Here is a 2,087-nt window from a genome sequence, read left to right as displayed (position 1 = left end):
ATGCAGCAAAGGCATTCTCCAATTTACAGCGCCCTTTCGGCAAAGCTCCGCGACCGGCGTGTCAGCCTTGAGCTCTTTCGGGATACCGATGATCTGTTCGTCTGTGAAACGGTTCAGTTTCATACTCCGGCCCTCTCAATGGGCCGGAGGTTACGACAAGCAGGATGAGCTCATAGGGACTAGGTCAAATAGGGGAGATAAGCCGTTAGCCTAACAGTGCAACGCTGCTCACGGTACTTGCGCCGAAGGCCACCATCACCTGCATTGCTGCGATAATAATGCGGTTTTTAGTCTCGGACGTCTTTTCTGTGTTTGTCTCCATAGGCTTCTCCTTTCGCGCTTGGTTCTTATCAGCGAAGAATTGCATCCCGATCAACGGGAGTAGAAAGATGAGGCTTCCAGCACAGAGTACAGCGGCGGGAATTGCACCCACTCCTGTTAGGCCTAACTCTGCTAGGCTAACGGCTTATTTGATACATATGGGTATCGGCCAACTGCGCTGCAAGGGTTGCAAACGATAATCCGGTTTGGTGCGCTCGTGCAAACTCCGGTTGTTGATTTGCCTGTTCCTATGCGACGATAGCGCCATGGATGATCTTGCGATTTCACCGATTTCACTGACACGCTTCAACGCACTGGGAGGCTATGCTCGCCAGCCAGCCACTTTGCTGTATCTCGAAGAGCTGGAATATTTCGAGGTGAAAGGCGGCGGCGTCATCGGCATTGCGACCAAAGACATCACCGATCAGGATTTCGGTGGCATCGTCATGGCACAGGATCGCAACCTCCGTTTCCGCGGTGTCAACGTCACGGATTTCTGCCCCACGCCCGAAGCGGCTAAGGAGGCACTGTTTGCCGGCATGCGCGCAGCGACCAAAGCGCAGGTAAACGACCACTATCAGGGTGATGAAACAGGCGAACCGGTGGACTTCTTCACGCATCTGCATGAAGCATCGCGGCTCAATCCGTTCTTCGTCCAGCTGACGACCAATGAAGGATACTCCCCTGCTCGTTCGATCATCGAACCGATGATGCGCTGGTATGAGGATGCGGACGGCAATTTTATCGAACAGTTCCAGACCACCGGCTTCGATCAACGTATCTGGGAGCTGTATCTGTTCGCTATGCTGATCGAGGCGGGCTTTCTACTCAGTCGCGACCATCAGATTCCCGACTTCTGCGGTTCCGGTTTGCTGGGTGAGCTTTGTGTTGAAGCCGTGACTGTCGGGCCGACGATCAGGGATGGCCAGATCGTGCCACCGCCTCCGATGGATACGCCGGAAGCACGGGAAGCCTATCTCAAAGAGTATATGCCGATCAAATTCGGCAGCCCCCTCTTCTCAAAGCTGAATAAAAAATACTGGAAGCAGCCGCATGTCGTGGGGAAGCCGCTCGTTTTCGCGGTTGCCGATTTCTCGGCGCCGATGTCGATGGTGTATTCGCAGCCAGCCTTGGAGCGGTATCTGTGGGGATATGAGCATGCTGGTGCGCTCGATACGAATGGCGAGTTGGTGATTTCACCGTCACGGATTGAACAACATCAATGGGGCGAAAAGGTCATTCCGTCGGGCTTCTTCCGCTTACCTGACTCTGAGCATGTCAGCGCCGTCATCAGCACAAATGCCGGCACGATCGCTAAATTCAACCGCATGGGCATTCTGGGAAAATTCGGCTCGAAGCAAGTTTTGCTGGTGCGTGAAGGCCGAATGGTCGATCACAATCCCAATGCCATGCTCAACAAACTCTTCCGGGTTTTCGTCAATTCCGCCGGATATGCGGAGGAATGGATCGAGGGGCTTAACGTCTATCATAATCCCAATGCCAAGATCCCCCTTCCCGTCGAAATGCTACCGGGTGCTGCCCATCATTTCTGTGATGATACAGGTCAGGTCATGAGCCATACCCCTCACTTCCATCCGACCTCATCTGTGACACACCACTATTACCCCGTCGATGTGGATGCGATCTTGGCCGAGGTAGGCGACAAAACCCATACGGTCTGGACGCCGAACCCTAGTGAAGCTGTATGTACAGAGATGGTATTCACCTGACAGTGCCGCGTTTTGAAGCGAGTTCAGGCGGCTCGA

At 53.9% G+C, this 2,087-nt stretch carries 1 protein-coding gene; it reads left to right on the top strand.

All coding sequences use genetic code 11. The annotated features are described in order from the left end of the window. Positions 1-587 precede the first annotated feature (587 nt). Positions 588-2,051 carry a hypothetical protein gene (locus AC0CMF_RS25210; RefSeq protein ID WP_472482575.1) on the top strand — a complete coding sequence of 488 codons (1,464 nt, stop codon included), beginning with the start codon at positions 588-590 and terminating at the stop codon, positions 2,049-2,051. Positions 2,052-2,087 lie beyond the last annotated feature (36 nt).

It is taken from the genome of Pannonibacter sp. CBAS1226 (genome assembly GCF_055685825.1).
Note: the sequence above shows the minus strand (reverse complement) of the source record. Positions and strands in the feature narration are given on the sequence as shown.